At 71.4% G+C, this 25868-nt stretch carries 27 protein-coding genes; 15 read left to right on the forward strand and 12 right to left on the reverse strand.

Translation table 11 applies throughout. The features are described 5' to 3' along the window. Window positions 1-5: 5 nt before the first annotated feature. The 6 genes from disA to AB0G11_RS01060 all read right to left on the reverse strand — a co-directional run bounded on the left by disA (window position 6) and on the right by AB0G11_RS01060 (window position 7441). Window positions 6-1088 carry a DNA integrity scanning diadenylate cyclase DisA gene (gene disA, locus AB0G11_RS01035; protein ID WP_219501428.1) on the reverse strand — a complete coding sequence of 361 codons (1083 nt, stop codon included), beginning with the start codon at window positions 1086-1088 and terminating at the stop codon, window positions 6-8. A gap of 884 nt (window positions 1089-1972) precedes the next feature. Then, on the reverse strand, window positions 1973-3379 hold the full coding sequence (radA, locus tag AB0G11_RS01040) for a DNA repair protein RadA (protein WP_219501430.1): 1407 nt from the start codon (window positions 3377-3379) through the stop codon (window positions 1973-1975). Between the two features lie 358 nt (window positions 3380-3737). After that, a complete protein-coding gene (locus AB0G11_RS01045) occupies window positions 3738-5954 on the reverse strand; it encodes a M28 family peptidase (RefSeq protein WP_357583117.1) in 2217 nt (738 codons plus the stop codon). A 73-nt stretch (window positions 5955-6027) separates the two neighbouring features. Further along, window positions 6028-6333, reverse strand: a complete 306-nt coding sequence (trxA, locus tag AB0G11_RS01050; protein WP_219501434.1) for a thioredoxin — start codon at window positions 6331-6333, stop codon at window positions 6028-6030. Beyond that, complete coding sequence (locus AB0G11_RS01055; RefSeq protein ID WP_219501436.1) at window positions 6330-6698, reverse strand: MerR family transcriptional regulator; 369 nt, start codon at window positions 6696-6698, stop codon at window positions 6330-6332. Before AB0G11_RS01055 ends, trxA begins: the two co-directional genes overlap by 4 nt. 44 nt (window positions 6699-6742) lie before the next feature. Beyond that, window positions 6743-7441 (reverse strand): class I SAM-dependent methyltransferase, encoded by a 699-nt coding sequence (locus AB0G11_RS01060; protein ID WP_357583119.1) that lies wholly within the window; start codon window positions 7439-7441, stop codon window positions 6743-6745. A 56-nt stretch (window positions 7442-7497) separates the two neighbouring features. On the opposite strand from AB0G11_RS01060, the gene AB0G11_RS01065 reads away from it, so the two are divergent. The 7 genes from AB0G11_RS01065 to AB0G11_RS01095 all read left to right on the forward strand — a co-directional run bounded on the left by AB0G11_RS01065 (window position 7498) and on the right by AB0G11_RS01095 (window position 14179). Continuing rightward, a complete protein-coding gene (locus tag AB0G11_RS01065; protein WP_219501440.1) occupies window positions 7498-8307 on the forward strand; it encodes a sugar phosphate isomerase/epimerase in 810 nt (269 codons plus the stop codon). An 11-nt stretch (window positions 8308-8318) separates the two neighbouring features. After that, on the forward strand, window positions 8319-9068 hold the full coding sequence (locus AB0G11_RS01070; protein WP_219501441.1) for a class I SAM-dependent methyltransferase: 750 nt from the start codon (window positions 8319-8321) through the stop codon (window positions 9066-9068). Beyond that, complete coding sequence (locus tag AB0G11_RS01075) at window positions 9065-9646, forward strand: TetR family transcriptional regulator (RefSeq protein WP_219501443.1); 582 nt, start codon at window positions 9065-9067, stop codon at window positions 9644-9646. The genes AB0G11_RS01070 and AB0G11_RS01075 overlap by 4 nt, the downstream gene beginning before the upstream one ends. 117 nt (window positions 9647-9763) lie before the next feature. Further along, complete coding sequence (locus AB0G11_RS01080; RefSeq protein WP_219501445.1) at window positions 9764-11863, forward strand: (Fe-S)-binding protein; 2100 nt, start codon at window positions 9764-9766, stop codon at window positions 11861-11863. A gap of 147 nt (window positions 11864-12010) precedes the next feature. Then, window positions 12011-12805 carry a hypothetical protein gene (locus AB0G11_RS01085; RefSeq protein WP_357583121.1) on the forward strand — a complete coding sequence of 265 codons (795 nt, stop codon included), beginning with the start codon at window positions 12011-12013 and terminating at the stop codon, window positions 12803-12805. After that, window positions 12802-13869: a glycosyltransferase gene (locus tag AB0G11_RS01090; protein WP_219501449.1), complete on the forward strand. Its 1068-nt coding sequence runs from the start codon at window positions 12802-12804 to the stop codon at window positions 13867-13869. The genes AB0G11_RS01085 and AB0G11_RS01090 overlap by 4 nt, the downstream gene beginning before the upstream one ends. Window positions 13870-13897: 28 nt before the next feature. Next, window positions 13898-14179, forward strand: coding sequence for a metal-sensitive transcriptional regulator (locus tag AB0G11_RS01095; RefSeq protein WP_049560737.1), 282 nt, complete (start codon window positions 13898-13900; stop codon window positions 14177-14179). Window positions 14180-14260: 81 nt separating this feature from the next. On the opposite strand, the gene AB0G11_RS01100 is transcribed toward AB0G11_RS01095, so the two are convergent. Both AB0G11_RS01100 and AB0G11_RS01105 read right to left on the reverse strand, forming a co-directional pair. Then, window positions 14261-14422, reverse strand: a complete 162-nt coding sequence (locus AB0G11_RS01100; RefSeq protein WP_020540796.1) for a hypothetical protein — start codon at window positions 14420-14422, stop codon at window positions 14261-14263. A 206-nt stretch (window positions 14423-14628) separates the two neighbouring features. After that, window positions 14629-15966, reverse strand: a complete 1338-nt coding sequence (locus tag AB0G11_RS01105) for a hypothetical protein (protein WP_357583123.1) — start codon at window positions 15964-15966, stop codon at window positions 14629-14631. 53 nt (window positions 15967-16019) lie between these two features. Between AB0G11_RS01105 and AB0G11_RS01110 the strand changes: the two genes are divergently transcribed. Continuing rightward, entirely contained in the window at window positions 16020-16922 is a 903-nt protein-coding gene (locus AB0G11_RS01110) for a hypothetical protein (protein WP_219501453.1), read from the forward strand. On the opposite strand, the gene AB0G11_RS01115 is transcribed toward AB0G11_RS01110, so the two are convergent. Then, complete coding sequence (locus AB0G11_RS01115) at window positions 16894-17415, reverse strand: gamma carbonic anhydrase family protein (protein WP_219501455.1); 522 nt, start codon at window positions 17413-17415, stop codon at window positions 16894-16896. The two genes, AB0G11_RS01110 and AB0G11_RS01115, sit on opposite strands and share 29 nt — an antisense overlap. A gap of 177 nt (window positions 17416-17592) precedes the next feature. On the opposite strand from AB0G11_RS01115, the gene AB0G11_RS01120 reads away from it, so the two are divergent. Then, window positions 17593-18558, forward strand: a complete 966-nt coding sequence (locus tag AB0G11_RS01120; protein WP_357583125.1) for a hypothetical protein — start codon at window positions 17593-17595, stop codon at window positions 18556-18558. A 155-nt stretch (window positions 18559-18713) separates the two neighbouring features. On the opposite strand, the gene AB0G11_RS01125 is transcribed toward AB0G11_RS01120, so the two are convergent. The 3 genes from AB0G11_RS01125 to AB0G11_RS01135 all read right to left on the reverse strand — a co-directional run bounded on the left by AB0G11_RS01125 (window position 18714) and on the right by AB0G11_RS01135 (window position 20428). After that, window positions 18714-18944 (reverse strand): hypothetical protein, encoded by a 231-nt coding sequence (locus AB0G11_RS01125; protein WP_219501459.1) that lies wholly within the window; start codon window positions 18942-18944, stop codon window positions 18714-18716. Between the two features lie 112 nt (window positions 18945-19056). Further along, entirely contained in the window at window positions 19057-19809 is a 753-nt protein-coding gene (locus AB0G11_RS01130) for a GntR family transcriptional regulator (RefSeq protein WP_308125632.1), read from the reverse strand. Window positions 19810-19963: 154 nt separating this feature from the next. Continuing rightward, window positions 19964-20428: a VanZ family protein gene (locus AB0G11_RS01135; RefSeq protein ID WP_357583127.1), complete on the reverse strand. Its 465-nt coding sequence runs from the start codon at window positions 20426-20428 to the stop codon at window positions 19964-19966. A 184-nt stretch (window positions 20429-20612) separates the two neighbouring features. Between AB0G11_RS01135 and AB0G11_RS01140 the strand changes: the two genes are divergently transcribed. Genes AB0G11_RS01140 through AB0G11_RS01165 form a run of 6 tightly spaced genes read left to right on the forward strand, consistent with a single transcriptional unit; the run spans window position 20613 to window position 25868 of the window. Beyond that, a complete protein-coding gene (locus AB0G11_RS01140; protein WP_219501465.1) occupies window positions 20613-22049 on the forward strand; it encodes an aldehyde dehydrogenase family protein in 1437 nt (478 codons plus the stop codon). After that, on the forward strand, window positions 22039-22836 hold the full coding sequence (locus tag AB0G11_RS01145) for a fumarylacetoacetate hydrolase family protein (protein ID WP_219501467.1): 798 nt from the start codon (window positions 22039-22041) through the stop codon (window positions 22834-22836). The genes AB0G11_RS01140 and AB0G11_RS01145 overlap by 11 nt, the downstream gene beginning before the upstream one ends. Window positions 22837-22862: 26 nt before the next feature. Then, entirely contained in the window at window positions 22863-23267 is a 405-nt protein-coding gene (locus tag AB0G11_RS01150) for a RidA family protein (RefSeq protein ID WP_308125642.1), read from the forward strand. Beyond that, a complete protein-coding gene (locus AB0G11_RS01155; protein WP_219501471.1) occupies window positions 23264-23779 on the forward strand; it encodes a 3-hydroxyanthranilate 3,4-dioxygenase in 516 nt (171 codons plus the stop codon). Before AB0G11_RS01150 ends, AB0G11_RS01155 begins: the two co-directional genes overlap by 4 nt. Then, window positions 23779-24747 (forward strand): amidohydrolase family protein, encoded by a 969-nt coding sequence (locus AB0G11_RS01160; protein WP_357583129.1) that lies wholly within the window; start codon window positions 23779-23781, stop codon window positions 24745-24747. The genes AB0G11_RS01155 and AB0G11_RS01160 overlap by 1 nt, the downstream gene beginning before the upstream one ends. Window positions 24748-24761: 14 nt before the next feature. Continuing rightward, a complete protein-coding gene (locus AB0G11_RS01165) occupies window positions 24762-25868 on the forward strand; it encodes an ABC transporter substrate-binding protein (protein ID WP_219501475.1) in 1107 nt (368 codons plus the stop codon).

Consider the following 25868-nt stretch of genomic DNA (forward strand, 5'->3'; position numbering starts at 1 on the left):
CCGGGTCAGACGTAGCGCTCCAGGATGGACGACTCCGCCAGCCGCGACAGCCCCTCGCGTACGCTCCGGGCCCGCGACTCGCCGACGCCGCCCACCTCCTGGAGGTCGTCGATGCTCGCCGCCAGCAGCTTCTGCAGGCTGCCGAAGTGGTTGACCAGCCGGTCCACCACCGTCGCCGGCAGCCTCGGCACCTTCGCCAGCAGCCGGAACCCGCGCGGGCTCACCGGGCTGTCGAGCTTGTCCGTGCCGCCGTGCCCCAGCACGTTCGCCACCACCGAGAGGTCCAGCAGCTCGCTGCCCGACAACGCGTCCAGCTCCTGCATCGCCTCCGACAGCCGTCGCTGCCGCCGCCCCGCCGGAGCCGGCAGGTAGTCGCGGATCACCAGCTCCCGATCGGAGTCGACCCCCGCCACCAGCTCGTCGAGCTGCAACGACAGCAGCCTGCCGTCGGTGCCCAGCTCCACCACGTAGCCCTTGATCTCGTCGGAGATCCGCCGGACCATCTCCAGCCGCTGCGCCACCGCCGCCACGTCGCGGACCGTCACCAGATCCTCGATCTCCAGCGCCGACAGCGTGCCGGACACCTCGTCGAGCCGATGCTTGTAGCGCTCCAGCGTCGCCAGGGCCTGATTGGCCTTGGACATGATCGCTGCCGACTCCTCCAGCACGTAACGGATACCGTCGAGATAGAGGGCGATGATCCGCATGGACTTGCTGATCGCGATGATCGGCAGCCCTGTCTCCTTGGCCACGCGCTGCGCCGTACGGTGCCGCGTGCCGGACTCGTCCGTCGGAATCGCCGGATCCGGCACCAGATGCACCGCCGCCCGGACGATCTTGTGGTCATCGCTGACCACGATCGCCCCGTCCATCTTGGCGAGCTCCCGCAGCCTCGTGGCCGAGAACTCCACGTCCAGCTCGAACCCGCCGCTGCACACCTGCTCGACGACCCTGTTGTAACCGAGCACGATCAGGCCGCCGGTCTGACCGCGCAGGATTCGCTCCAGGCCGTCGCGCAGTGGAGTGCCCGGGGCCACAGCCGCCAGGGCTTCGCGACGGCGGTCGTCAAGACTCCTGTCGTTAGGCACCTGACCCCCGTGTCGAATAGTCAAGCCCAGCTTATCCCCGCCGCCCGAGATCCATCCCCCCTCTTCCACCCCAACCACCCCACCCACCCCGGCCTCCGGCACCCTCCAACCACCCCACCCACCCTCGCCTCTGACACCCTCCAACGCTCCCCACGCCCTCCCCCCTCCAACCGACTGGGACGCCCCTCCCCACCCCGGCCGCCACCGCCTACGGTGCCCTCCCACTCCCTGTGCGGATCCCACCCGCGGCGCGCCCGCCTCCCGCCGTAGGGGGTCTCCCGGAAGCCTGGCCAATCCAGCGACCACCCTGAACGGCCGCCCTCCTCAGGAACCCAACAACCGCTGTACCGGGCGGCCATGGACGGCTGCGCCTTCGAGGCAGCCTGACGTCTCAGCAGGGGCGACACCTCAGGGGCGGCGAGCGCCCTCGGGGGCCGACGCCTCAGAGGCGCCAGGCGCCGTCACGGGCCGACACCCCAGAGGCCGTGAACGTCGTCACGGGCCGACGACACCCCAGAGACGGTGAGCGTCGTCGCGGGCCGAGATCTCAGAGGCGGTGAGCGTCGTTACGGACCGACACCCCAGAGGCGCCGGGCGCCGTCGGAGGGCCGACTCTCAGAGACGGTGAGCGCGGTCACGGGCCGAGATCTCAGAGGCGCCGGGGCTGCCGGAAGGCCGACACCCCAGAGGCGGTGAGCGCGGTCGGGAGCCGATACCTCGGAGGGGCCGGGCGCCGCAGGGGCCGACGCCTCCGGCGCGGTTGGCGCCCCACAGCGGGCTGGCCCTCGGCGGGAGGGCCGGGGCCGACGAAGCGTCCTGACCCTTTGGGAGGGCCGGAGCCTGGAGGGCGCGGATCACGTACGGGCCGGACCGTGGGAATGGGGTCAGGTTACGTGGGTCAGGGCGTCCCACACGTTCTCGGCTTCGACGACCTCGAAGCCCGGGGCGAAGGCGACGGGGCCGACCGGGACGAGGGAGCGTTGGCCGTTCGGCTTGCGGGTGCCTTCGTTGAGGGAGCCGGCGGGGACGAGGCCGCGTTTGAAGCCCATGCGGGCGGCCTCCGAGAGGCGGCGGCGGACGTCCTTGACCGGGCGGAGCTCGCCGGCGAGGCCGACTTCGCCCAGGGCGACGAGGCCGGCGGGAAGGGGCTTGTCCCCGGCGGCGCTGGCGACGGCGAGCATGACGGACAGGTCCACGGCCGGGTCGGCGAGCTTGATGCCGCCGACCGTGGCGGTGAACACGTCGCAGCCGCCGAGCCGGGCGTTGAGCCGGCGCTCCAGGACGGCGAGGATCATCTGCACCCGGTAGGTGTCGAGGCCCGAGGAGGTGCGGCGGGGCTGCTGGGCCTCGGTGCGGGCGACCAGGGCCTGGACCTCGGCGGGGAGGGGGCGGGTGCCTTCGACGGTGACGGTCACGCAGGTGCCGGGCACGGGGCTGCTGCGCCGGGAGACGAACAGGCCGCTCGGGTCCGTGATGCCTTCGATGCCGCGTTCGTGCAGGTCGAAGCAGCCGACCTCGTCGGTGGGGCCGAACCGGTTCTTGATCGCGCGCACCATGCGGAGCCGCGAGTGGCGGTCACCCTCGAAGTTCAGCACCACGTCGACCAGGTGCTCCAGCGTGCGGGGGCCGGCGATCGAGCCTTCCTTGGTGACGTGGCCGACGAGCACGGTGGACATGTTGCGCTCCTTGGCGAGGCGGACCAGGTTGGCCGCCACCTCGCGCACCTGCGTGACGCCGCCCGGGACGCCGGTGGCCTGGGCCGAGCCGACCGTCTGGACCGAGTCGACCACGAGCATCCGGGGCTGGACCTTCTCGACGTGGGCGATCAGGGCCGACAGCTCGGTCTCGGCGGCCAGGTAGAGGTGGTCGCGGATGGCGCCGATGCGGTCGGCGCGCAGCCGCACCTGGGCGGCGGACTCTTCGCCCGTCACGTAGAGGACGGTGTCGCGCTCGGCGATGCGGGCCGCGGCCTCCAGCAGCAGCGTCGACTTGCCGATGCCGGGCTCACCGGCCAGCAGCACGACGGCGCCGGGCACCAGGCCGCCGCCGAGCACGCGGTCGAGCTCGCCGACGCCCGTCGTGCGCGCGGCCGCGATCTCGGCCTTGACCTGGCCGATCGGCATCGCCGGGGCAGTGGTGGCGCCGGCCTGGACGACGTGCGCGCCGCCCCGGGCGCCTTCCTCGTCGACCGTGCCCCACGCCTGGCACTCGCCGCACCGGCCCACCCACTTGGTGGTACGCCACCCGCATTCGGCACAGCGGTAACCGGGCTTCTGCGCTGTCTTGGCCATGCCGAGCAGGGTAGCGGCCAAGACCGACAATCGTCCCGGGTGGCAGGGCCGCCGACCGGCCTGCGATGTCCGGTCCGCGACCGTCCCGCGGTGCCCGGCCGCCGACTGCCTTGCGCAGCCGGGCCCCACGACCGGCCTGCGCCGCCGGCCAAAGACCGTCCCGCGCCCCCCGGGAGCCCGCGACCGTTCCGCACCGCCCGGGGAGTTGAGGCTGGCGGCTCGTACGGGGCGCGGGCCGCCGATCCCCAACGACGACAGGGCGGCCCAGGGCGTTGAGGGCCCTGGGCCGGGTGAGGTGGGGGCGTTGGGGTCAGTGGGGCTGATGGGGTCGGTGCGTCTGTGGTGGTGGGGGCCGTGGTTAGAGGGGGTGGTCCTGGAAGACGGTGGCCAAGGGGTTCATGACGACGGTGTCGGGGGTGGGCTGGTAGCCGGGGAGGGACGGGAGGTCGTGGCTCTGCTCGAAGGCGCGGAGGCGGGCCGGGCCGGGGGGCAGGGTGAGGGTGACGCGCAGTTCGCCGGGTGGGGCGTGGTAGGCGAAGCCGGTGCTGGTCAGGTCGCGGCCGTTGACGGTCATGCGGGCGGGGGCGGCGCCGGGGGGCAGGCTGAGGCCGGTGACGGGGGCGTCGCCGGTCGGGGTCAGGCGCAGGGTGAGGGTGCGGCCGGTGGGGGTGGTCTGGTCGTCGAGCACCGACAGGGCCGGGGCGCGCAGGGGGGCGGGCTGGGCGGTGGTGGTCGTCCAGGCGCCGGTGGGGAAGAAGTGCTCGCTGCCGGGGGTGGCGGTGTCGGTGCGGGTGCCCCAGACGGCCCGCTTCTCGCCGGCGTCCATGGCGTACGCGAGCCGGAGCTGCCGGGGGTGCGCGGCGTCGAAGGGGTCGGCGAACAGCCCGGCGGCGAGGAGGGCGACGGCGGCGGCCACGGCCACGAGCGGCGGCAGGAAGGCCCGGCCGCGCCGCCCGGGGCTCGCGGCGTCGGCGGGAGGACTCTGCTTGAGGAGGGGGAGGAGGAGCAGGGCGAAGAGGGCGAAGTGGGGCGCGGCGATCATGCCGCCGACGCCGAGGCCGATGTCCAGGGAGGTCACGGCGTTGGCGGCGAGCAGCAGGACGGCGGGCGCCAGGCCGAGGGTGAGGGCGACGGCGGGCAGGGCGGTGCCCGGGAGGCGGCGGGCGATCAGCCAGCCGGCGGCGGCGAACAGGGCGGGCCAGGTGAACGTGTGGGAGCCGCCGGGGAGCAGCAGCGCCGAGAGCGTCCCCAGGACGGCGACCAGCAGCAGGGCGCCGGCGGCGAGCGCGGTGGCGCCGAGGCGGCGCAGGATCGCCCGCCAGGCCAGGACGACGGCGACGGTGAAGGTCAGCAGGGCCGCCTGGTAGAGCCAGGGGCGGTAGGGGTCGCCGGTGAACATCTGGTCGTATTCGGGCCTGATGAGGCCGAGCAGCGGCATCACGGCGAAGCCGGCGGCGGCCGACAGCAGGACGGGCACCAGCGCGAGCAGGACGGCGGCCAGGGTCCGGGGCAGTGAGGCGGAGCCGTCGCCGGCAGGGGAACGGGCTGGGCGGCGCAGGGTCCAGGTGAGGGCGACGGTCAGGGCGAGGGCGAGTGCGGCGATGGGGAGTTCGAGCCAGAGCGGGTAGCGGATCAGGGTGCCCGGAATCGTGAAATAGACCGAATCATCCCCGGTCCGCAGCTTGGTGAGGTCGGCGTCGCCGAGGGCGCGGGCGACGCCGAGGGTGTTGTCGCCCATCTGCTGCAGGCTGCTCAGGCTCAGGTGGGCGGGGTCGTCGAGCGGCGAGTGGTAGTAGGCGCCGCCGCCGACGAAGGCGGAGTCGAGGCCCAGCCAGCCGGCCTCGTCGAAGACGTGGAAGTCGGTGTTGTTGGGCAGGATGCTGAGCAGCGCGGCGAAGGCCGAGTCGGCCGACGGGTGCGGCGCGGCGGCGCCGTAGAGGTCGATGAGGGGTGCCGAGCCCGGCGAGGCGCGGAACATCTGGACGGCGCCGCGCACGCCGCGGGCCTCGTTGTTGACGACGACGACGGTGCCCTTGGCCAGCGGGTCGTCGCGGGCGAACGTCTCGGCGCCGAGCAGGCCCTGCTCCTCGCCGTCGGTGAGCAGGACGACGAGGTCGTTGCGCTGGCCGGGCGGCAGCGACCTGACGACCTCCAGGATGGTGGCCACGCCGGCCCCGTCGTCGGCGGCGCCGGGCGCGGCGGGGACGGAGTCGTAGTGGGCGGCCAGGATGACGCGGCCGGTCGGGTCGGTGCCGGGGCGGACGGCGACGATGTTGCGCATCGTGCCCATCGGGGTGACGCCGTCGATGTCGAGCGGCAGGACGCCGACGCCTTCCTGGACGCGGGTCTCCAGGCCGAGGGCGCGCAGCTCGGTGAGCAGGTGGTCGCGCACGCGGGTGTGCTCGGCGGAGCCGGTGGGGTGCGGTGCGCGGGCGATGGCCTTGACGTGCTCGTGTGCCCTGACGGCCTGGAAGCCTTCGCCGGAGTCGCGTGGCGATGGAGGTGCGAGGCCCGCGACGGTGAGCGCGAGCAGGGCGGCCAGCGTGAGCAGGCCGATCAGGGCGGAGCGGATCATGCGGCCAACCTAGGCCGCGGGGGTGGGGCGGCGAATCAGTCCAGGGAACGATTCGCCGCGTAGATCCTTGTGATTACGCGAGCCCCAGCTCGTTGACGAGCAGGCGCTTGGGCTTGGCGCCGATCACCTGCTTGACCGGCTCGCCGCCGTCGAAGAGCAGCAGCGTGGGGATGCTCATGACGCCGTAGCGGGCCATGATCTCGGGGTGCTCGTCGGTGTTGAGCTTGCCGATGGTCAGGCCGTGCTCGGCCTCGATCTCGGCCAGGACCGGCGCGACCATGCGGCAGGGCCCGCACCATTCGGCCCAGAAGTCGACGAGCACCGGCTTGTCGGCCTTGAGCACCTGCTCCTCGAAGTTGTCCGTGGTCAGGGTGATCATCGCTTACCTCCAGAGAACGTGCAGGCGTCGGCGAGCTGGGCCGACACCTCGGCGCGGCGGGTGAGCAGGACGCGGATCTGCTCGTCGATCTCCGCCAGCTTGCGCTGGTAGACGGCGACCGACTCGGGACAGGAACCGCCCGTGCTGTGCCCGGCGCGCAGGCACGCGACGAACGGGCGGGTGTCGTCCAGCGTCAGCCCGACGGACAGCAGCATGCGGATCTCCGACACGAGCTTGACGTCGTCCTCGGAGTAGTCGCGGTAGCCGTTGGCGCTGCGGCGGGCGCTGAGCAGCCCCTGCTGCTCGTAGTAGCGGAGCGAGCGGGTGCTCACCCCGGTCCGTTCGGCCAGCTCTCCGATGCGCATGCCCTCAAGGTAAACGTTGACACTGACGTCAGGGTCAAGCCCGGTCAGTAGTAGCGCCAGCGCAGCACGTTCGGATAGGCCAGCTCCAGGCCGGAGGTCTCGGCGATGGCCTGCTCGGCCACCTCGGGCGCGAACTCGATGCGCAGCACGGCCTCCAGGTCGGCCCGCCGTTCGAAGACCATCCGCAGGTCGAGCTCCTGCCGCTGCCATCCGTGGCGGACCCAGAAGCCCTCCACGGCTTTCGCCGAATACGTCGGCACCGTCCGCTGGAACCACCGGCCGAACGCGCCCCTGGTGGCGTCGAGGTCCACGACGAAGGCCGCCCCGCCGCGCCGTACGACCCGTGAGAGCTCGCGCAGGCCCGGCTCGCAGCCGGGCCCGAAGAAGTACGCCCAGCGCGCGACGGCGACGTCGGCCGAGGCGTCGGGGAGCGGCAGGTCCTGGGCGCCGGCGGCGTGCACCTGGACGGCGGGGAGCGCGGCGCAGCGGCGGCGGGCCATAGCGGCCAGGTCGCCGTGGGGCTCGACGCCGATCACCCGGGCGGCGTGGCGCGCGTAGATCGGCAGGTGGAAGCCGGTGCCGCAGCCGATGTCGAGCACGGTGGCGCCCTCCCACGGACGCAGCGCGCGCATGGCCGCGTCGGCGGCGCCTTCGGGATCGACGGCGCGATTCTCCAGCTCGTACACCTGCGGGGTGTTCCAGATGTTGGGACTGGGAATGGCGCCTTTCGCGATCCTGGGCATGGCCCAACCGTAGGGGGCGGCGCGCCATATCGCGTCAACCGGCTTAGGCTGGCAGCGTGGCTGATGTCATCCGCGTGCCCAATGCGAAGATCGCATTGTCCACCGCTTCGGTATATCCGGAACGCACTCCCGATGCGTTCGAGCTGGCGGCCCGCCTGGGCTACGACGGCGTCGAGATCATGGTCGGCGCAGACCCGGTGAGCCAGGACATCGACGTGATCGAGCGGCTTTCCGAGCACTACCAGGTGCCGGTCCTGGCCATCCACGCGCCCTGCCTGCTCGTCACGCAGCGGGTGTGGGGGCGCGACCCGTGGGCCAAGCTGGTCAAGGCGCAGAAGGCGGCCGAGCGGCTGGGCGCCTCGACGGTCGTGGTGCACCCGCCGTTCCGCTGGCAGCGGGATTACGCGCGCGAGTTCGAGACCGGTCTGGCCCGCATGCGCGACGAGACCGACATCACGTTCGCGGTCGAGAACATGTTCCCGCTGCGGGCCCGGGGCAACGACGTGGTGCCCTATTCGCCCGACTGGAACCCGACCGACTACGACTTCCCGCACGTCACGCTCGACCTGTCGCACACGGCGGTGTCCGGCAGCGACGCGATGGAGATGGCCACCAAGCTCGGCGACCGGCTGGCCCACGTGCACCTGGCCGACGGCCTCGGCGTCACCAACAAGGACGAGCACCTGGTCCCCGGCAGGGGCAACCAGCCGTGCGCGCCGCTGCTGGAGCGGCTGGCGGGCTCCGGCTACGACGGCCTGGTCGTGCTGGAGGTCAACACGCGCAAGGCGTCCAGCCGCACCGAGCGGATCGACGACCTGGCCGAGGGGCTGGCCTTCGCCCGGCTCCACCTGGCGGCCACGCGATGAGCGTGGGGCCGATGCGCGAGCTCGGCAAGGTGTTCGACCGGGTCGCCGACGCCTATGACGCGGCCCGCCCGACCTATCCGGACGAGCTGTTCCAGGCGCTGTCGGAGGTGTCGGGCGTCGACCTCGACGGCGCTACGGCGGTCGACGTGGGCGCCGGCACGGGCATCCTGACGCGTGCCCTGCGGGCCCGCGGCTCGCGGGTGGTGGCGGTCGACCCGGGCGCGGAGATGCTGGCCCGGCTGCGCTCGCGGGCCGGGTCCGGCGGTACGGCGGCCGTGCTGGCCGACGGCAACGCGCTGCCGCTGGCCGACGGCGTGGCCGATCTGGTGACCTATGCCCAGTCCTGGCACTGGCTCGACCCGGTGGCGTCGATCGCCGAGGCCAGGCGGGTGCTGCGGCCCGGCGGCGCGATCGCCGGCTGCTGGAACCTGGCGCACGCCGCGCAGGCGGGCTGGCTGGCGGCCTACGAGGAGCGGCTGGCCAGGTCGTGCCCGACCTATTGGGGTCCGGCGCTGGAGGAGTGGTCCGTGCCGCCGATCGCGGCCGCGTTCGAGGTGGTCGCGGAGCGGTGGATCCCGTGGACCCGGCTGGTGCGCGTCGAGGACTTCCTGCTCGACCTGCGCTCCCACTCCTACATGGCGGCGCTGTCCGCGGGTGCGGCCGACGAGCTGGTCGAGCGGCAGCGGGCGGAGCTGACGAGGGAGTTCCCCGGCGGCGTGCTGTCGGTGCCGATGCGCGTCTACCTGGCGGTGGGCCGGTGACGGTCAGGCGGGGGCCGGGGCGCAGGCCCGGGTCGGCCGACACGCGGGGCGAGATCCTCAGCGCGGCCAGGAAGGTGTTCGCGGAGAAGGGGTTCGACAAGGCGACGGTGCGCGGGATCGCGAGGGAGGCGCAGGTCGACCCGGCTCTCGTGCATCACTATTTCGACACCAAGGAGGGCATGTTCGCGGCGGCGATGCGGCTGCCGATCACGCCTGACGTGGTGATCCCGACGCTGCTCGACGGTCCGCGCGAGGATCTGGGCAAGCGGCTGGTCACGCTGATCCTGAGCGTGACGGCCGAGCCCGACACGCGCGAGCCGATGATCGCCCTGGTGCGCTCGGCCATGACGAACGAGCAGGCCGTGCCGATGTTCCGGGAGTTCATCACCAACGCGCTGCTGTTCAGGGTGGCCGACCAGCTCGACGTGCCGCATCTGCGGATCGAGGCGGCCTTCGCGCAGATGTTCGGCGTGCTCATGGCCCGGTACGTGCTCAAGCTGGAGCCGATGGCGAGCGCCGATCCCGAGGAGCTGGCCGAGCTGCTGGGACCGACGATTCAACGCTACTTCACCGGGTAGAGCATTGTTCTGGACGCGGGCCTGACCGTAAGGTGAGTAGCGGGTTACCCTGTGAATGTTACCGGCGGGTAGGATTCTGGGGAGGCCGGTCAATACGCTGAGGTGTTGGGAGGATCCGTGCTCTGGGTAGCCATCATCGGGCTCGTGATGACCGTCGCGGCGGTCGCCATGGCGGGCCGCCGGGCGCTGTTCCTGGTCAAGCTCGCCACAGTGGGCCCGCCCGCGCCCGAGCGGATCGCCTATGCCAAGGCCAACGTCGGGCAGGAGATCAAGGCCCAGCTCGTCGAGGTGTTCGGGCAGAAGAAGCTGCTCAAGTGGACGGCGTCGGGCGTCGCGCACTTCTTCGTCATGTGGGCGTTCTTCATCCTGCTGACCGTCTACATCGAGGCGTACGGCGCGATCATCCAGGGCGCCATCACCGGCAGGCCGAACTTCCACATCCCGCTGATCGGCACCTGGGGGGTCCTGGGCTTCCTCCAGGACTTCATTGCGGTCGCCTGTCTGCTCGGCGTGGTCGCCTTCGCCGTCATCCGGGTGAAGAACTCGCCGAAGACGCTCGGCCGGGGCTCCCGCTTCTCCGGGTCGCACCTGGGCGGCGCGTGGCTCGTGCTGTTCATGATCTTCAACATCATCTGGACGCTCTTCCTGGCCAGGGGCGCGGCGGCGGCCAACGGCAACTTCCCCTACTCCTCGGGCGCGTTCGTCTCGCTGGCGCTCGGCGACGTGCTGCCGCACAGCGAGCTGCTCGAGGAGATCGGGCTGCTGCTGCACATCGGCTTCATGCTGGTGTTCCTTGTCATCGTGATGAACTCCAAGCACCTGCACATCTTCACCGCGCCGCTCAACGTGCTGTTCTCCCGCCGCCCCGACGCCATGGGCGCGGCCCCCGAGCTGCGGGTCGACGGCAAGACCGTCGACTTCGAGGACGAGGACCTCGACCCGGAGAAGCTCGGCCGAGGCAAGATCGGCGACACCACGTGGAAGGGCTTCCTCGACTTCTACTCCTGCACCGAGTGCGGACGCTGCCAGTCGCAGTGCCCGGCGTGGAACACCGACAAGCCGCTGTCGCCGAAGATGCTCATCATCGACCAGCGTGACCACGCCTTCGCGGTGGCCCCGTACCTGATGGCGGCGAGCAACGAGCACGCCGGACAGGACGTGCTGGCGCTGCTGGAGAAGCCGCTGGTCGGCGAGGACGGCGTGATCCACCCCGACGTGCTCTGGTCGTGCACCAACTGCGGCGCCTGCGTGGAGCAGTGCCCCGTCGACATCGAGCACATCGACCACATCCTCGACATGCGCCGCTACCAGGTGATGGTGGAGTCGTCGTTCCCGTCCGAGGCGGGAGTGATGGTGAAGAACCTGGAGAACAAGGGCAACCCGTGGGGCATGTCCGAGATGAAGCGGGCCGACTGGATCGAGGAGCTGGACTTCGAGGTCGAGCTCGTCGAGGACAAGATGCCCGAGGACGCCGAATACCTGTTCTGGGTGGGCTGCGCGGGCGCGCTGGAGGACCGGGCCAAGAAGACCACCAAGGCCGTGGCCGAGCTGCTGCACATCGCGGGCGTCAAGTTCGCGGTGCTCGGCCCGATGGAGGCGTGCACCGGTGACCCGGCCCGCCGTCTGGGCATGGAGTACCTGTTCAACATGCTGGCCCAGCAGAACATCGAGACGCTGAACGAGGCCGGCGTCAAGAAGATCGTCGCCACCTGCCCCCACTGCTTCAACACGCTGGCCAACGAATATCCGCAGCTCGGCGGCACGTACGAGGTCGTGCACCACACGCAGTTGCTGGCCAAGCTGGTGGACGAGGGGCTGCTCACGCCGATCACGCCGATCGAGGAGAAGATCACCTACCACGACCCGTGCTTCCTCGGTCGCCACAACAAGGTCTATTCGCAGCCGCGCGACATCATGTCGAAGGTGCCCGGCGTGCAGACCCAGGAAATGCACCGGCACAAGGACCGCGGCTTCTGCTGCGGCGCCGGCGGCGCCCGGATGTGGATGGAGGAGCGCATCGGCAAGCGCATCAACACCGAGCGGGTGGACGAGGCGCTGACCACGAATCCCGACACGGTGTCGACCGCGTGCCCGTTCTGCATGGTGATGCTCGGCGACGCCATCAACGAGAAGAAGAACAGCGGCGAGGCCAAGGAGTCGCTGGAGGTCGTGGACGTGGCCCAGCTCTTGATCAAATCGGTCAAGAGCCCTTCCTGACCGGGATAGTCGGACTCCTCCACAGCCGTCTGTGGAGGAGTTTCGCACGTCAGAAGGGACGATCCCCGTAAATCTGCCATCCACATAACGGGAAAATCACGGTAACCTCAACGTCGCATGGCTCTATTCGACGGGGAGGGGGCACGCATGAGCGTCGTCGTGACGGATGCGGAAGTCACCCTGGCCGACGTGCTCTCCCTGCGCCTGGCCATGCGCGAGCCGCTGAAGGCCGGCACCGAGCTGGTGCTGCGCCACCGCACCAGCGGCGTCGAGCGTGACGTGCTGCTCGGCACCCCGGGAGCCGTGGCCCGCGAGGCCAGCCTGGCCGTGTCGCTGGCCCCGCTGCTGCTCAGCGCCGGACGCTGGGACGCCTACCTGCGCCACGACGGCAAGCGGGTGCGGCTGCGCAGCATCGACCCGGGCTTCTCGCTCGACCACCTCGACGCGTACGCGCTGTGCAAGCGCACGCTCGCCTACCGCTCCTACCGCACCCGCAACGGCTATCTCGCGCTGAAGATCGACGACGCGGAGCCGGTGGCCGAGGTGCGCGCGGTCTGGTTCAGGGAAGGCCGCTTCGAGGTCACCGGCCTGCTCGCCTACACCGGGCTGGAGGACGACGACTCCCGCCACGAGGCCATGCTGGCCCTGCAGCGCAGGCAGACGGGCGCGCGGGTGTGCGCCACCGCCACCGTGCAGGGGGTGCGCTTCCACGCCGCCTTCTCGCTGGTGGACGTGCTCGCGGCCGACCCCGAGGGGTCCGGCACCTGGGAGCCGTCGCTGGAGGTCGACGGCGTGCCCGAGCCGCTGCGGCTCGGCGCCTGGCTCGACGACGTCGACGGCAAGCGCCGCCGCCTGCACTACCCGTCGGCGCGGGTCGACGGCATCCCGGTCCGGCCCTCCTACACGGCCGACGACGAGCTCCGCATCGAGGTGGGCGGGTGAGAGTCAGCCTGATCCTCTCCTCCGCGTACGGCATGCGCGGCGACGTCCGGTCCACGCTCAACCTGGCCACGGCGCTCGCCCAGCGGCACGAGGTGGAGGTGATCAGTCTCAGGCGGCAGAAGGAGAAGCCGTTCTTCCCCGTCGGCCCGAACGTGACCATGCGCTCGGTCATCGACGCCAGGCCCGGCGTGCGGCACCTGCTGCCGCGCGGGCAGGTGCGCACCGAGGTGGCGCTGTGGCGGGCGCTGCGCGGGCTCAAGAGTGACGTTCTCATCACCACCCGGCCCGGACTGAGTGTCCAGGCCGCCAGGCACGCGCCGCGCGAGATCCTGCGCATCGCCCGCGAGTGGGCCCGCCCCGCGGTCCCCGGCCCGGTCAGGAAGCTCTACCCGCGCCTCGACGCCGTCGTCACCGCCACCGAGTCGGCGCAGGAGGAATGGCGCAGGCTGCTCGACGGCGGCCCGGCCGTGCACAGCGTGCCCGACGCGCTGCCCATCGCGCCCTGGCCGCGCTCCCGGATGGACAACCGCATCGTGGCGGCCGGGGGGCGGTGGGTGCCCGCCAAGGCGTACGACCGGCTGATCAACGCCTTCGCCATCGTCGCCGACAAGCGCCCCGACTGGCGGCTCAGGCTGTACGGCGGCGGTCCCGAGGAACGCAGGCTCCGCGCCCTGGTCAGCGAGCTGGGCCTGCACAACCACGTCTACTTCATGGGCACCACGCCCGACCTGGCGGGGGAGTTCGCCAAGGCGTCGATCGTGGCCAACAGCTCGCGCAGCGCCGACCTGGGCATGACCGTGCTGGAGGCGATGGGCTGCGGGGTGCCGGTCGTGGCGTTCGAGGGAGCCAGGGGGCCGGCCGAGTTCGTGGCGACCGGCTACAACGGCGTGCTCGTGCCCGAGTCGGCCGGCGAGGCCGAGATGCTGGCCGCCGCGCTGCTGTCACTCATCGACGACGAGCGCAGGCGGCGCTCGCTCGCGGCGGGAGCGCTCGACACCGCGATCAGGCACGCGGCCGACGAGGTCAGCGTGCAGTGGGAGAAGCTGATCGCGGACCTCCGCTGACCATACGGGTAACGGGTACCGTAGAACCATGCATGGGTACAGCGGAGACAAGCAGGCTTATCTCACCCGGCTCAGGCGCATCGAAGGCCAGATCAGGGGCCTGCAGCGGATGGTTGACGACGACGCCTACTGCATCGACGTCCTCACCCAGGTCTCCGCCGCCACGCGCGCGCTGCAAGCTGTGGCGCTCGGGCTGCTGGAGGAGCACATCTCCCACTGCGTGGCCGACGCCATCGCCACCGGCGGGCCGGAGGCCGACGCCAAGGTCAAGGAAGCGTCGGCGGCCATCGCGCGGCTCGTACGGTCCTGAAGAACTAGTCAGGATGAGCCATTCCAGATAAGCACTGTCCCGGACCCCTGGGGAGTCCGGGACCAGGTCATGTCATCTTCTTCAGCGGCTCGCCGAAGTCCGCAATCCGAGCGCGTCGTCGAGCTCATCCAAGGTAAGCCGCCGCTCGCTTACAGCGACGGCGGTGAGCACCTCGGCGTAGAGCGCAATCTCGTCCAACGCGACACGGTCGTGGACCCGAGAGTCCAGGTCATCGTGCCCCACCGCGTCGTCCTTCCTTCCGCAGCCCACACCCTCTTCGAGGTTACGGTGCGGTCCCTTCAGGCGACATGGCCCATCGGAGTCATTCCTTCCGGCGCCACCCGGGCCACAGGAGGGTCATTTCCCCAAACCCAGATCACAATTCAGCGAATGGGCGGTTCGATGGAGTGACTGGGGGATATAGGCGAGGTTGGAGTGAAAAATTGGGATTAGTGGTTTAGGGGTGGTTCGTCGTCCCGTTCGTGGATGAGCCTGCGCACCAGCGCCGCCGCCCCCGCGAACCCCCGCTGCGGCACCCGCGCCCCCGACACCCTGCTCCAGGCGAGCCCCACGGCGTACGCCGCCCCCAGCACCGCCGCCACCCGCCCCCGATCCCCGCCCTCCCCCAGCACGGCGTACGGGCCCGTCCCGGTGGCATGCCTCGAAGCGGGCGGGCGGATGGGGAAGCCGTCGGGCTGGGTGCGCTCGGCGGCCGAGGTGCTGGTGAGGCCGGCGCGGTGGAGGTCGTCGTAGGCCCGGCGCAGGCGGTGGTCGAGGCGACCCGGCAGCAGGCCCCGCGAGTCGGACAGGTCGGCCAGGTGGGCGGCGGCGGCCCGGGCCGGGTCGGGGGTGTGGGCCAGGGCTTCGAGCAGGTCGTAGACGGTGTGGGCGAGGTGCGCCTCGGGGTCGGTGTCGCGCAGGAGGGCGCGGGCCAGGCGGGGTGGGCAGCGGGCGAGCCAGGCGCTCCGCAGGGCCTGGTCGTCGAGGAGGTGGTCGTCCAGGCCGGGCTGTTGCAGGGCGGGCTCGGTCATGGTGAGCAGCGCGAGCGCGCGGGGCCGGAAGCGGGCGTCGGCGAGCAGGAACTGGGCGGTGTCGGCGATGAGCGCGGTCAGGCGGAGGGCGGCGCGCGGGTGGCCGGCGCGCTGGCGTTCGGCGACGAGGTGGACGAGGTCGGCGAGCGGCGGCGCGGGCAGCCAGCGCACCCACTCGTCGCCGGGCAGCGGCCGGCGCAGGAACTCCCCGAAGGCTGTGAGCAGCCGCTCGTTGCCGTCGAACGCGGGCGCGTAGGCGCACCACATGATCGTGCCCCAGACGGCGGCCACGGTGCTGGGCACGTCGGCTGCGAAGATCTCGCCGAAGGCGGTCAGCGGGTATTCGGGCTCGGACTTGCCGCAGTTGGCCCGCAGCAGCTCACGGATGTGCCCGCACAGCCGGTCGGGCACGTCGGGGCCGACGAACGCCTGGGTGGAGCCGGGCTCGGCGGCGAAGTCTGGGCCGCGCGGGACGAGGTCGGCGGGCAGCGCGGCGGCGGCGTGCCTGACCCGGCGGGCGGGCAGGTGGCGGGGCGGCGGCGCGGGGTGCCAGCGGCCTCCTGCCGGGTCGTGCAGGTGCCAGCGGGCGTGGGCGGCGAACAGCCATCGGTCGCCGTCGGCGGTGACGAGGGCGCGGGAGGCGATCTGGTGGGCACGCGCGGGCTCCGGGAGCTCCGGCCAGCGTGGGCCGGTGACCACCGCGCGGACCTCCGCCTCCACGGCGGTGAACGCATTCCACGGGCGCACGGCGGCCATCGTACTGGGCGAACTCGAATCAACCACGTCCGGAACACGGCAGAATGGCCGCTATGAGGGCAAAGATGGCGGGGAGCGTGATGGCCTTGTGCGTCCTGGCGGGGTGCGGCACGGCGACGACGGCACAGCCGCCGACGCCCACCCTCGGGGTCCTCACCCTCGCCAAGGCCTCGCCCCCGGCACCCGGCGGTGAGGTGGGCGGAGCCTCGACCGAGTTCGGGGCCGCCACCGACCTGTCGATGTGGACCAAGCTGAGCGACACCGAGAAGGACGTCGACCGGATCGCGGTCCTCGACGTGAACAAGACCGCCAAGGGCGCCCTCTACCTGGAGCCGAAGACGTCCGCCTGGTTCGACGGCTTCCGCGGCCCGTTCGTCTACCAGGAGCTGGCCGGCGACATCGTCATGCACGCCCGGGTCAAGGTCGAGGGCAAGCGGGGCGGCAAGCCCAAGCGCAAGTTCTCCCTCGGCGGCCTGATGGCCCGGGTGCCGGGCTCGTACGAGAACCCGAACTGGATGTCCGTCACCACCGGCACCGGCGACAAGAGCAGCCAGGTCGAGGTGAAGTTCACCAGGGACGGCAGCTCCAAGCCGCAGGAACTGGCCGTCAAGGGCGCCTGGGTGGAGCTGGTGCTGGCCCGGGTGGGCCGGGTCGCGGTCGCCCTCTACAAGGACGAGGGCGGCGCGTGGAAGGTGGGCAGCCGCTGGCCGTCGGAGCTGCCCGAGGTGCTGCAGTGGGGGGTGACCGCCTACACGGACTGGGACAGCTACAGCACGCTCAAGAAGGACGTGACCAAGGGCAACGCCAAGCAGGTCAGGGGGCTGCCCGACCTGAAGCTGACCGTGGACTACGTCCGCTTCCTGCGGCCGGAGATGCCCGAGTACGCCGACCCGCTCAACACCGCCTCGGTGTCGGACGAGGTCCTGATCAAACTGCTGACGCCTGCCGGTGCCTGAGAGCCTTGGCCATGTAGTTGTCCGGCGTGCGGGCGAAAGACGCCCGGTCGTCGTCGGTGAGCTCGCGCACGATCTTTCCGGGCACGCCGGCGACCAGCACGCCGGACGGGATCTTCTTGCCGGGGCCCACGAGGGCTCCGGCGGCCACCAGCGTGCCCGCGCCGATGCGGGCGCCGCCCAGCACGATGGCCCCGATGCCGATCAGCGCGCCCGACTCCACGTGGGCGCCGTGGACCATCGCCTTGTGCCCCAGGCTGACCCGCGACTCCAGGATCGCGGGCTCGCCCGGATCGGAGTGCAGGCAGCACAGGTCCTGCACGTTGCACTCCTCGCCGATCTCTATCCGCTCGTCGTCACCTCGCAGAACGGAGCCGTACCAGATGCTCGACGCCCTGCCGATCGAGACCCTGCCGACCACGACCGCACCGGGGGCGATGTAGGCCTGAGAATGGATGTCCGGAACAGCGTCGCCGTCCAATGCCGCGATGTACATCTGCCCCATCGTAATTCCCGTCTCTCCTCAGGCGTTCCGGTTGCGGAGGGGGGCAGATGGCAGGAAAGTCGATTCTTAACGTCTCGTCGTCAGACCCTCACAACCCGCAGTTTTCCCCGCCTTACGCAACCCCTTAGGTAGAGCATGACAAACCGGCACGAGAGCATTCCCGATCTGATGCAAGAGGACACGTTCGAAGTCGTGATGCGCGGCTACAACCGCCGTCAGGTCCACGACTACATGATCCGCACCCGTAACCAAATCAGGGATCTCGAAGAGCGGCTGGCGCGCGCGATCGACCAGGCCGAGCAGGGCCGGATCGAGCTCGCGGAGGCCAGGCGGCAGATCGCCGAGGTGCCGCAGAACTTCAATCCCAGCACCCGGCTGGAGCAGATTCTGAAGCTGGGCCAGGAAGAGGCGACGGCGATGCGCGAGGAGGCCGAGGCCGAGGCCAAGGCGCTGCGCGACGCCGCCAGGTCGGAGTCCGAGCGGATGACGAGCACGGCCCGCGAGACGGCCGACAAGATCCTCACCTCGGCGCAGGCCGAGGCCGAGCGGCGCGTGGGCGAGGCCACCGAGGCCGCCGAGCGGATGCTGGCGCAGGCGGGCGCCGACGCCGAGGAGACCCGAGGCGCCGCCCGCGCCGAGGCCGAGAGCCGGCTCCGCGAGGCGCACGCCGAGGCCGAGCGCATGGTGACGTCGGCGCAGGCCGAGGCCGAGCAGACGGTCGGCGGCGCCCGCGCCGAGGCGGAGCGGCTGATCACCACCGCCCAGGCGGAGGCGGACAAGCTGGTCAAGGCGGCGAACGCGGAGGCCGAGGCGGCGCTCCAGGCCGCGCAGCAGCGGGTCGCCGCGCTGGACGAGCACGCCGGCCGGCGGGTGGAGTATCTGACCAACACCCACACCGAGGTGGTGCGCCGGCTCAACGAGGTCACCAGCGTGCTGGGCGACCTCATGCGCAACGAGGCCGCCGCGGGCGCCCTCATCGCCGACGCCACCCAGCCGGCGGTGGGCCCGGCCCCGCAGGACGACGTGCGGATCGTCGTCGAGCGGGAGGACGTTCGGGAGGACGTTCAGGAGGAGCCGCAGAGCGCCGACGACACGGACGTGAACCTCGGCCGGCTCTCCGAGGCCCGCAAGTAGGACAGAAGGATCGAAGTGGAAGCCTCCGCCCCCGATCGGGTCGGAGGCTTCCACGTCAGTGGCCCCGTTTGGTTGCCCGGTGCCGGGGCCGCCGAGACGCTGGACCCGGCACCGGGCGGCTCTAGGGCGTGGACCGGCCAGCACCGGCCCACGCCTCAGGGAGGGGCGCGCCCCTCCTCCTCGCCTGCGCGCCTCTCCTGGTCCCGGAGCTGCTCACGGAGTTGCTCCGGGTCGTCCGCGTCGATGGTCATCGCGCATCCGGCGTCGCGCTGGGCCGCGTCCAGCGGGTGGTGACGGGTGGCCCACCAGCGGCCGGCGTCGCTACGCCAGATGGTCCACTTCGGGTACTCCCGGGCGATCTCTGCTAGATGCCGGTCAAAGGTCATCCGGTTCAACCTTCCAGGGGCCCCTGTACGAGGTTCCATCTCCTTCGAAGGTGCGCCACATCTCTAGAGACGTCAATGATCGGGAAGGACAGGTCAGCGTTGCCTTCTTGACTCAGGCGTCGAAGTCGTACTGGAGCACGTAAGCCGCCGAGTCGAGGACCATCTCGTTGAGCTCGACGGGGAGGCCGCCGGCGGTGTAGGCGGTGCGGTCGATGACGATCACGGGGGTGCCGCCGGGCAGGCCGAGCATGACGCTCTCGCGGGGGCGGGGCATGCGGGCGCGGACCTCCTCGGTGAAGTGGGCGGGGGGCAGGCCGAGGTCGCCCAGCCTGGCGTAGACGCCGCCGGGCCCGGTCTCGGCGGCGGTGATGGCGCTGCCCTCGACGAGCTGCGCCGGGAAGTAGGAGGTGGCGAGCTGCACGGGCCGCGAGTCGACGGAGTAGCGCCGGCGGCGCACCCAGACCTCGCGGCTCTCCAGCACGCCGGCTATCTCGTCGGGGGCCTGTTCGCGGGCCACCTCGACCTCGTCGACGGTGAAGGGGCGGCCGCGGGTGTCGGCCTCCCAGATGGATCGTCCCTGGCCCCACTGCTCGCGCGCCAGACGGCGGGAGCCGTGCCGGCGGATCGGTTTGAACAGTCTCACGTAGACCCCCGAGCCTCGCTTCGGCACCGCCAGCCCTTCGTTGATCAGTACCGCAAGCGCCTGCCTGGCGGTGGCCCGTGCGATTGCGTAGTCGGCCATGAGCGCGTTCTCGCCCGGCAGCCGTTCCCCGTCGCGCAATTCGCCGGACAGGATCCGGGAGCGGAGGCCGTCGGCGATGCGTCGATAGATAGGGGGCTCGTGGGGTACCGGGGATTCAGACACTGTTTGATCACCCTCTGTCACCAAGCGGGTTTGGCGTCTCCAGAGAACTTGCCCCGTCTTGTCCACGATCGCACAGATACGGAGGTTGGTCCCGAGCATTCTTTTGAGCGGTGTGTGCCTGTGTGTCGATTAGTGCCCGTTTTTAATGGCCTATTTATCGGGAATTCGGGCCGACCGAAATATGAGACGCCCACCAGCGGCGAGTAACCAAAGCCGCCGCCGCCGCGCCCAGCGTGTTGATCAGCACGTCGTCCACGGACGAGAACCTGCCGAGCCGCAGCGCGTACTGGAGCACCTCCACGAGCGCGGAGGCTCCGGCCGCGACGGCGGCCACGCGGGCCGCGGAGGCCATCCTGGCGGTGCGCACGGGCAGCAGCGCCCCCAGCGCCGCGAACGCCAGCAGATTGCCCCCGACCTGCACGAACACTGTCTCCCACGGCGCGCTCGCGATCCAGGCGAGGTCCTTGAACGGGACGAGACTGACACCTTCCTGACCGGTGGCCGGGGTGAGGATCATCCAGATCCACGGCGCGGTGCCGACCACGATCCCCACGTCGGCGAGCGCGGTGCGCAGCGGCGCGGGGTGGCCTCGGCGGGCGCGGCGCCGGGCGAGGAGCATGATGGCGAGCACGCCGAAAAACAGCGCAAAGGTACCAGCAATAATGACGTTTCCCCACAAAACCCACGTCTGCCTCACCGGACCATGATGTCGGCCGATTCGTGGCTACGAGAAGATGACTCCCAGGACAGGTCTCCGCGATCATGCAGGAGCGGCATGGCGCGGCGCCCGCCGGCGAGAGACGATGCAGAGCGAGGAGGCGAGCTCGGTGCTGAACCACTTCATCGGCGGCCGGCGGGTGGCCCAGGGGCCGGCGTTCGGCGTCCATGACCCGATGACGGGCGCGCGGGCCGGCGAGGCGCGCGAGGCGGACGAGGAGGTCGTCCGGCAGGCCGTCGAGGCCGCCGCCGCGGCCGCGCCCGGCTGGGCGGCGCTGCCCGCGGCCGAGCGCGCCGGGTGGATGCGCAGGCTCGCCGACGGCATCGAGGCCCGCTTCGACGACCTGGTGGCCGCCGAGATCGCCGACACCGGGAAGCCGCTGGAGCAGACCCGCACGCTCGACATCCCGCGCGGCGCCGCCAACTTCCGGGCGTTCGCCGAGATCGCCGCGCAGCGCCCCGACGAGGCGTTCCACCTGCCCGGCGTGCTCAGCTACACGATCCGCAGGCCGCTCGGCGTGGTCGCGGTGGTCGTGCCGTGGAACCTGCCGTTCCTGCTCATGACCTGGAAGCTCGCGCCCGCGCTGATGGCGGGCAACACCGTGGTGGTCAAACCGTCGGAGAACACCCCCGGCTCGGCGTCGCTGTTCGCCGACATCTGCGCCGACGCCGGCCTGCCCGACGGCGTGGTCAACGTGATCTTCGGGTACGGGACCAGCGGCCGGCTCCTGGTCGAGCACCCCGGCGTCGACGGCGTGACGTTCACCGGCTCCACCCGCACCGGCACGGCCATCATGCGCTCGGTGTCCGACCGGGTCAGGCCGGTCTCCTTCGAGCTCGGCGGCAAGAACGCGGGCCTGGTGTTCGCCGACGCCGACCTCGACAGGGCGGTCGAGGGCTGCGCCAGGTCGGTGTTCACCAACGGCGGCCAGGTGTGCCTGTGCACCGAGCGGCTCTACGTCGAGCGGCCGGTGTTCGAGGAGTTCTGCGCTCGGCTGGCGGCGCGGGCGCGCGAGGTGGAGCCGCAGCCGATGATCTCGGCCGAGCACCGGGACAAGGTGCTCGGCGCCTACGCGCTGGCCCGGGACGAGGGGGCCACGTTCGTGACCGGCGGCGGCGTGCCGGAGTTCGGCGACGCGCGCGACGGGGGCTACTTCGTGGAGCCGACCGTGGTGACCGGGCTGCCGGAGTCGTCGGCGTTCAACCGCGAGGAGATCTTCGGGCCGGTCTGCCACGTCGCGCCGTTCGACACCGAGGGCGAGGCGGTGGCGCTGGCCAACGACAGCGACTACGGGCTCGCGGCCACCGTGTGGACGGCGAACCTCGACCGGGCGCACCGGGTGGCGCAGCGGATCGAGGCCGGGCTCGTCTGGGTCAACACCTGGTATCTGCGCGACCTGCGCACCCCGTTCGGCGGCGTCAAGCTGTCGGGCATTGGCAGGGAAGGTGGGACACGGTCGCTCGACTTCTATTCCGAGCCCACCACGATTACGATCAAGCTGGAGTACCCCGATGCACGATGAATGGTCGCAGGCAGTCGATGCGCGTGGACAGGCCGCCGACCGACTGCTGGAGGCGGCCCGGTCGGGCAAGCCGTGCGCGCCCATCCGGGACCTGGTCAGCACCCTGGCCGAGGGCTACGCCGTACAGGAGATCAACACAGCCCGGGCGCTGGACGAGGGGCGGCGGCTGGTCGGGCGGAAGATCGGCGTGACGAATCCGCTGATGCAGAAGCAGTTCGGGATCGACACACCCACCTACGGCATGCTTTATGCGGATATGTCCTACCTTGATGGGCTGCCCGTGCCGGTGAGCAGGTTCCTGCAGCCCCGGGCCGAGGCGGAGATCGCCTTCGTCATGGGCGCCGACCTGGTGGGCGGGCCGTTCACCGTCGCGGAGGTCATCCGGGCGGTCGACTTCGTGCTGCCCGCCGTCGAGATCGCCGACTCGCGCGTGGCCGACTGGGACATCACGCCGGCCGACACCGTCGCCGACAACGCCTCCGCGGGCGCGTTCGTGCTGGGCAACACGCCCGTCCCGCTGGCCGGGACCGACCTGCGGCTGGCCGTCATGCGGATGACGCGCGCCGGGCAGGAGGTGTCGGCCGGGTCCGGCGCGGCCTGCATGGGCCACCCGCTCAACGCCGCCGTGTGGCTGGCCGGGGCCCTCGGCCGCACCGCGCACCCGCTGCGCGCCGGTGACGTCGTGCTGACGGGCGCGCTCGGCCCCGTCGTGCCGGTGGAGCCCGGCGACGCCTTCGAGGCGCACATCGACGGGCTGGGCTCGGTGCGGGCGGTGTTCTCCCAGTGAGCCTTGATCGGGGCGAGGCACTGCAGGTGCGTGGCAAGGCGACACCGCTCGGCAGGTTCCCGCACGTGAAGCGGGCAGGCGACTTCCTGTACGTGTCGGGCACGAGCTCGCGGCGGCCCGACAACACCTTCGTCGGCGTGCGCGTCGACAAGCACGGCGCGCCGGAGCTCGACATCCGCGAGCAGACCAGGGCGGTCATCGAGAACATCGGCGACATCCTCAAGGCCGCCGGAGGCTCGCTGGCCGACCTCGTACAGATCACCACGTACCTGGTCAACATGAACGACTTCAAGGGCTACAACGAGGTCTACGCCGAGTTCTTCGACGAGGAGGGCCCGACGCGGACCACGGTCGCGGTGCACCAGCTGCCGCACCCCCACCTGCTGATCGAGATGCAAGCCGTCGCCTACCACCCCCAGGAGCGATCATGATCCCGCCCATCGACTTCACCAAGTGGATCGACGAGCACGCCCATCTGCTCAAGCCCCCGGTCGGGAACAAGGTGGTGTTCGAGGGGGCCGAGGACTTCATCGTGATGGTGGTCGGCGGGCCCAACGCGCGCACCGACTTCCACATCGACCCGTACGAGGAGCTGTTCTACCAGGTCCGCGGCAACATGCACGTGAACGTGATGACCGACGACGGGCCCGACACCGTGCACATCCGGGAGGGGCAGATGTGGCTGCTGCCGCCCGGGATGCCCCACTCGCCGCAGCGGCCCGAGGAGGGCTCGGTCGGGCTGGTGGTGGAACGGGTGCGGCCGGAGGGGGTCCTGGAGCGGTTCCAGTGGTACTGCCCGCAGTGCGCCGCGCTGGTGCACGAGGTCGAGCTGCAGGTGCGTGACATCGTCAAGGACCTGCCGCCGGTCTTCAACGCCTTCTACACCGACGAGAAGGCGCGCACCTGTGACTCCTGCGGCACGCTCCATCCTGGCAAGGGCTGATGATCACCGACATCCACACGCACCACGTGCCCCGAGGCTGGCCGGAGCTGGGCTGGCCGGGGGCGCCCCGGTTGCGGATCGAGTCGGAGCGCGAGGCGACCATCCTCGTCAACGACCGGAACTTCCGGAAGATCCAGGATGACTGCTGGAACCCCGACGTCCGCCTGGCCGCGATGGACCGCGACGGCGTGGACCGGCAGGTCGTCTCGCCGACGCCGGTGTTCTTCGCCTACGACAGGCCCGCCGCCGAGGCCGTACGGGTCGCGAGGATCTTCAACGACCTCGCGCTGGAGATCTGCGACGGCGACCGGCTGATCCCGTTCTGCCAGGTGCCGCTCCAGGACCCCGACCTGGCCTGCGCGGAGCTCGACCGGAGCATCGCGGCCGGGCACCGGGGCGTGGAGATCGGCAACCACGTCGGCGACCGCGACCTCGACGACGCCGGGATCGTGCAGTTCCTCCAGCACTGCGCCGAACGCGGCGTGCCGGTCTTCGTGCACCCGTGGGACATGCCCGGCGGCCCGCGCGTCGAGCGGTGGATGGCGCAGTGGCTGGTCGGGATGCCCGCCGAGACGCACCTGTCGATCCTGGCGCTGATCCTCGGCGGCGTCTTCGACCGGGTGCCGGATACGCTGCGGATCTGCTTCGCCCACGGCGGCGGGTCGTTCGCGTTCTGGCTGGGCCGGTTCGAGAACGCCTGGCACCGGCGCGACGACCTGGTCGGCGTCTCGGAGCGGCCGCCGTCGGCCTACCTCGGCAGGTTCGCGGTCGACACCGTGGTCTTCGACGAGCGGGCGCTGCGGCTGCTCGTCGACACGATCGGCGAGGACCACGTGATGCTCGGCTCCGACTACCCCTACCCGCTCGGCGAGTCGCCCGTCGGCGCGCTGGTCCGCAAGGCGGGCTTCCTGTCCGACGAGGCGCGGGCCAAGCTGCTCAGCGGCAACGCCGGGGCGTTCCTGGGCTGACGAAGGGAGCACCCATGCGCCTGCCCGTGGCCGGGTTGCTGGTGCTGCTGGCCGCCGGCTGCGGCGGGCCGGCCCCGACCGAGGCCCGCGACGACGGCGAGCTCACGGTGGGCGCGATCATCTCCCAGACCGGCGTGTACGCGATGCTCGGCGACGAGATGGAGGCCGCCATGCGCCTCTACCTGGACGAGCACGGCGGCAGGCTGGGCGGCAGGCCGGCCCGGCTGGTCGTGGCCGACGACGCGGGCGCCGCCGACCGGGGTGGGCGCGAGGCCCGGCGGCTGGTGAGCCAGGAGCGCGCCGACGTGATCACCGGGCTGCTGGCCTCGCCGGTCGCCGTGTCGGTCGCCGAGGCGGCGGACGGCACGCCGGTGGTGATCGCCAACGCGGGCGCCGACGAGCTGGGCGGCCCCGGTGTCTTCCGCGTCTCCTACACCAACCGCGAGCAGGGCGAGGCGGCCGGCCGCTACGCCGCCGAGCGCTACGGGCGGACCGGCGTGGTGCTCATGGCCTCCGACTACTCGGCGGGCGTGGAGACGCTCGACGGGTTCGAGGAGGGGTACGGCGCGGGCCCGCTCACGCGCATCCTGACGCCGTACGGGAAGGTCGGGGACCTGGAGCCGTACCTGGAGCGGATCCCGCCGGAGGCGGAGCTGCTGTACGCGTTCTACGCGGGCGGGGAGGCGGTCACGTTCGTCAAGGCGTTCAGGCAGCTCGGCTACGACGCCCGGATCGAGCTGCTGGCCTGCCAGCAGCTCGTGGACGAGGACGTGCTGGCGGCGATCGGCCGGGACGCCGAGGGCATCACCAGCGTCGGCAGCTACTCGCCGGCGCTGGACAACCCGGCCAACACCGCGTTCGTCGCCACCTGGCGGGCGCGTACCGGCAAGAACCCGTCGGTGGTGGCGTTGCAGAGCTGGGACGCGATGCGGCTCATCGATCGGGCGGCGGCGCGCGGCGGTGACCTGGGGGAGGCGCTGGCCGGGGTGGGGGAGCTGGAGAGCCCGCGCGGCAAGCTCAGGCTCGACGACACCTCGCACAACCCGGTCCAGAACTGGTATGCCAGACAGTACGAAAATGGCATCAATCGGGTGATTGCCACAATCCCCCCGAAGGAGTGA

Source organism: Nonomuraea sp. NPDC023979, assembly GCF_040639085.1.
GTDB lineage: Bacteria > Actinomycetota > Actinomycetes > Streptosporangiales > Streptosporangiaceae > Nonomuraea > Nonomuraea ceibae.

Excerpts from the sequence above, each read along its gene's own strand:
- AB0G11_RS01095 (WP_049560737.1), top strand. The coding sequence starts at position 13,898 with ATGCATGGGTACAGCGGAGACAAGCAGGCTTATCTCACCCGGCTCAGG.
- AB0G11_RS01085 (WP_357583121.1), top strand. The coding sequence starts at position 12,011 with ATGAGCGTCGTCGTGACGGATGCGGAAGTCACCCTGGCCGACGTGCTC.
- AB0G11_RS01060 (WP_357583119.1), bottom strand. The coding sequence starts at position 7,441 with ATGCCCAGGATCGCGAAAGGCGCCATTCCCAGTCCCAACATCTGGAAC.
- trxA (WP_219501434.1), bottom strand. The coding sequence starts at position 6,333 with ATGATCACCCTGACCACGGACAACTTCGAGGAGCAGGTGCTCAAGGCC.
- AB0G11_RS01070 (WP_219501441.1), top strand. The coding sequence starts at position 8,319 with ATGCGCGAGCTCGGCAAGGTGTTCGACCGGGTCGCCGACGCCTATGAC.
- AB0G11_RS01160 (WP_357583129.1), top strand. The coding sequence starts at position 23,779 with ATGATCACCGACATCCACACGCACCACGTGCCCCGAGGCTGGCCGGAG.
- AB0G11_RS01135 (WP_357583127.1), bottom strand. The coding sequence starts at position 20,428 with ATGCTCCTCGCCCGGCGCCGCGCCCGCCGAGGCCACCCCGCGCCGCTG.
- AB0G11_RS01120 (WP_357583125.1), top strand. The coding sequence starts at position 17,593 with ATGCAAGAGGACACGTTCGAAGTCGTGATGCGCGGCTACAACCGCCGT.
- AB0G11_RS01155 (WP_219501471.1), top strand. The coding sequence starts at position 23,264 with ATGATCCCGCCCATCGACTTCACCAAGTGGATCGACGAGCACGCCCAT.
- AB0G11_RS01105 (WP_357583123.1), bottom strand. The coding sequence starts at position 15,966 with ATGGCCGCCGTGCGCCCGTGGAATGCGTTCACCGCCGTGGAGGCGGAG.
- AB0G11_RS01110 (WP_219501453.1), top strand. The coding sequence starts at position 16,020 with ATGAGGGCAAAGATGGCGGGGAGCGTGATGGCCTTGTGCGTCCTGGCG.
- AB0G11_RS01140 (WP_219501465.1), top strand. The coding sequence starts at position 20,613 with ATGCAGAGCGAGGAGGCGAGCTCGGTGCTGAACCACTTCATCGGCGGC.
- AB0G11_RS01145 (WP_219501467.1), top strand. The coding sequence starts at position 22,039 with ATGCACGATGAATGGTCGCAGGCAGTCGATGCGCGTGGACAGGCCGCC.
- AB0G11_RS01125 (WP_219501459.1), bottom strand. The coding sequence starts at position 18,944 with ATGACCTTTGACCGGCATCTAGCAGAGATCGCCCGGGAGTACCCGAAG.
- AB0G11_RS01165 (WP_219501475.1), top strand. The coding sequence starts at position 24,762 with ATGCGCCTGCCCGTGGCCGGGTTGCTGGTGCTGCTGGCCGCCGGCTGC.
- AB0G11_RS01115 (WP_219501455.1), bottom strand. The coding sequence starts at position 17,415 with ATGTACATCGCGGCATTGGACGGCGACGCTGTTCCGGACATCCATTCT.
- AB0G11_RS01055 (WP_219501436.1), bottom strand. The coding sequence starts at position 6,698 with ATGCGCATCGGAGAGCTGGCCGAACGGACCGGGGTGAGCACCCGCTCG.
- AB0G11_RS01045 (WP_357583117.1), bottom strand. The coding sequence starts at position 5,954 with ATGATCCGCTCCGCCCTGATCGGCCTGCTCACGCTGGCCGCCCTGCTC.
- radA (WP_219501430.1), bottom strand. The coding sequence starts at position 3,379 with ATGGCCAAGACAGCGCAGAAGCCCGGTTACCGCTGTGCCGAATGCGGG.